Source organism: Micromonospora sp. NPDC051296 (assembly GCF_040682255.1).
GTDB lineage: Bacteria > Actinomycetota > Actinomycetes > Mycobacteriales > Micromonosporaceae > Micromonospora > Micromonospora craterilacus.
In genome coordinates, this window is the sequence record NZ_JBFBAO010000545.1 from 1 (window position 1) to 3,216 (window position 3,216).

The window sequence follows — 3,216 nt, forward strand, 5'->3', positions numbered from 1 at the left end:
CTTCCGATCTGCCGGGCCGGGCGTGCCGGGCGTGCCGGGCCGGGCGGGCCGGGCCGGGCGTGCCGGGCGTGCCGGGCCGGGCGGGCCGGGCCGGGCGTGCCGGGCCGAGGTCAGTCGGCGCGGCGGGTGGCGGCGATGGCCAGGTCGACCAGGGCCTGGCGGGCCTCGGTGTCCAGGTCGACGGCGGTCAGCGCGGCGAGCGCGGCATCGGTCAGCGTGACGATGCGTTGCTCCGCGCGGGCCAGCGCGCCGGTGTCAATGATCAGCTCTCGTAGCCGGGCCACCCCGGCCGCGTCCAGGTGCGCATCGCCGAGCCCGGCCAGCAGCAGCGCCCGGCCGGCCTCGTCGGCCGCCTCCAGCGCCGCCGCCACCAGGTAGGTCCGCTTGCCCTCGCGCAGGTCGTCGCCGGCCGGCTTGCCCGTCTGGGCCGGGTCGCCGAAGACGCCCAGCACGTCGTCGCGCAGCTGGAACGCCTCGCCCAGCGGCAGCCCGTACGCCGAGTAGGCGATACGCACGTCGGCGGGCGCATCGGCCAGCGCCGCGCCGAGCAGCAGTGGCCGCTCCACGGTGTACTTCGCCGACTTGTACCGGGCGACCTTGCTGGCCCGTTCCAGCGAGGTGTCCCCGGTCGCCTGGGTTAGCACGTCGAGGTACTGCCCGACGGTGACCTCGGTGCGCATCTCGTCGAAGTCCGGCCGAGCGCGAGCCACCGCCCGCGGATCGAGCCCGGCGGAGTGCAGAAGCTCGTCGGACCAGACCAGGCACAGATCGCCCAGCAGGATCGCTGCGGCGTCGCCGAAGTCGTTCGGGTCGCCGCCCCAGCCGGCTGCCCGGTGCCGGGTGGCGAACCGGCGGTGCACCGCAGGCTCTCCCCGGCGGGTGTCCGAGCGGTCCATCAGGTCGTCGTGGATCAAGGCGCTGGCCTGGACGAACTCCAGCGCGGCGAGGGCAGTCACCACCGGGTCGGTGTCCACCCCGCCGGCACCCCGGTATCCCCAGTAGGCGAAGGCCGGCCGCAGCCGTTTGCCGCCGCCCAGCACGAACGCCTCGATCGCCTCGGCGACCGGCACCAGGGCGTCATCGACGTCGGTCATCCAGGCCCGGCGGCCGACGAGGAAGTCGGACAGTGCCTTGTCGACGCGTTGGCGGAGGCTGGCGCGGTCAACGGGCGAGACGGGAGCAGCGTGGGTCACGTCCCGACGCTAGTAGGTCGGGACGTGGCGCGCTGACCCACCCACGTCCCGGCGCGTCGTGTCCCGGCTGCTCACCCGTCCGGAACCGGTCGGGCAGGCCCGCCGAGTCACCCGCCCCGATCCGCGGGTGCCGGTCATCGCGTACCGCGTTGTCTCGGTCGCCCGCCGCCGGGCTGGCGGCTCGGGCGCGGCGGTCTGGCGGCCGGGCGGGAGCCGGCGGTGCTGCCAGGCCGGGTGCGGCGGTGCCCCGCCCGCTGGTCGCGGCCACTGCTGGCGGCGTCGGCCGGCTGGTCGCGGCCACTGCTCGCGGCGTCTACCGGCTGGCCGCGGCCACCAAACGCGGCCTCGACCGGCAGGACGGCCGGCGTCGCCAGGACCTCGGCCAGCCAGCGGCGCCAGAAGCGCCCAGGCCTGCGTACCTGCCGCTCCCACCGGGAGATCTCGTGCCGGCTCAGCGTGGGCACACCGGCGGCGGCGCAGAGTTCGGCGGCGAGCCGGGACTGGCTCCAGCCCCGAGCGAGCCGTAACCGGGTCAGCAGCGGCCCGAACGGCGGCGGGTCGGGCGGGGACGGGGGCATCGGTCCTCCGGGGGTCGGCGCGGTGGTGGCGCGCCCCGGAACGGGACCTGTCTGCCACCGGTTGGATGTCGACCCCCGCGCGGCCCCCGGTACGGTCTCGGCCGCACCCGCGCTGGGCACAGAACTACCCCACGGGTACGACGATTTCCCCTCCGGGGCGGCGCGGCGTCCCCACCCCTGGGAAGCCGGTGGGGGTACGCGGCGTGGCCCGCTAGAGTCGGTGCGTGGCGCTCGGTCTTCCCTCCGTCCTCCCGAATCCGCAACCGGCCATCGGGGAGTTGGTCCGCGACTGCCAGCCGACCTTCTCCTTCGAGTTCATGCCGCCGAAGACGGAGCAGGGGGAACAACAGCTCTGGCAGGCCATCCGCGAGCTGGAGCCGTTGCGCCCCTCGTTCGTCTCGATCACCTACGGTGCCGGCGGGTCGACCCGGGACACCACGGTCGCGGTCACCGAGCGGGTCGCCACCGAGACCACCCTGCTGCCGATGGCCCACCTGACCGCGGTCAACCACTCCGTCGCCGAGCTGCGGCACGTGATCGGCCGGCTGGCCGGCGCCGGGGTGCGCAACGTGCTGGCGGTGCGGGGCGACCCGCCCGGTGACCCCACCGGCGAGTGGATACCGCACCCCGCAGGCGTGCACTACGCCGAGGACCTGGTCCGCCTGGTGCGCCGGTCCGGCGACTTCAGCGTCGGCGTCGCCGCCTTCCCGTACCGGCACCCGCGTTCGCCGGACGTCGCCACCGACACCGAGCACTTCGTCCGCAAGTGCCGGTCCGGCGCGGACTTCGCGATCACCCAGATGTTCTTCGACGCCGACGAGTACCTCCGCCTGCGGGACCGGGTGGTCGCCGCCGGCTGCGACACCCCGATCCTGGCCGGGGTGATGCCGGTGACCCGGATCGGCACGATCGAGCGGTCGGTGCAGCTCACCGGGGCGCCCTTCCCGCCGGCGCTGGCGGCGCGGTTCGAGCGGGTCGCCGACGACCCCGACGCGGTCCGCCGGCTCGGCATCGAGCAGACCAGCGAGATGTGCCGGCGGCTGCTCGACGAGGGGGTCCCCGGCATCCACTTCATCACCTTCAACCGGTCCACCGCGACCCGGGAGATCTGGCAGAACCTGCGGGTGGGCGCCGCTACGTGACGCCGGGCGCCCGCGACACCTCAGCGCCGTCGTGACGGTTGAACCGTGGTGGGCAGACAGCTGAACTGGAACGAGTACGCCACGGCGTGGGCCCGGCTGCACGGAGGGTTCGATCCCCGGGCCGCCACCCCGGTGGTACGCGGCTGGCTGCGGTTCTCCTACCACCTCGGGTTCCTGCTGGGCCGGCTGCGGGTCGGCCCGACCGCGGTGACGGTGGTCGGGGTGCTGCTCTGCCTCTGCGTACCGCTGCTCGCGGTCCGGCCTGGTGACGGGCCGTTCCTCGGCGCACTGTTCGTGCTGCTC

General features: G+C 75.0%; 3 protein-coding genes and 1 pseudogene. 2 read left to right on the plus strand and 2 right to left on the minus strand.

Annotated elements, in window-relative coordinates:
- Positions 1-110: 110 nt before the first annotated feature.
- Entirely contained in the window at positions 111-1,193 is a 1,083-nt protein-coding gene (locus tag AB0M52_RS32585; protein WP_363961626.1) for a polyprenyl synthetase family protein, read from the minus strand.
- A 134-nt stretch (positions 1,194-1,327) separates the two neighbouring features.
- Positions 1,328-1,771, minus strand: a complete 444-nt coding sequence (locus AB0M52_RS32590) for a helix-turn-helix domain-containing protein (protein ID WP_363961628.1) — start codon at positions 1,769-1,771, stop codon at positions 1,328-1,330.
- A 224-nt stretch (positions 1,772-1,995) separates the two neighbouring features.
- On the opposite strand from AB0M52_RS32590, the gene metF reads away from it, so the two are divergent.
- Positions 1,996-2,913 (plus strand): methylenetetrahydrofolate reductase [NAD(P)H], encoded by a 918-nt coding sequence (gene metF, locus AB0M52_RS32595; protein ID WP_363961630.1) that lies wholly within the window; start codon positions 1,996-1,998, stop codon positions 2,911-2,913.
- A gap of 45 nt (positions 2,914-2,958) precedes the next feature.
- Positions 2,959-3,216: pseudogene (locus AB0M52_RS32600) on the plus strand (CDP-alcohol phosphatidyltransferase family protein); the annotation flags it as partial.

Coding starts and splice junctions, on each gene's coding strand:
- AB0M52_RS32590 (WP_363961628.1), bottom strand. CDS start 1,771: ATGCCCCCGTCCCCGCCCGACCCGCCGCCGTTCGGGCCGCTGCTGACC.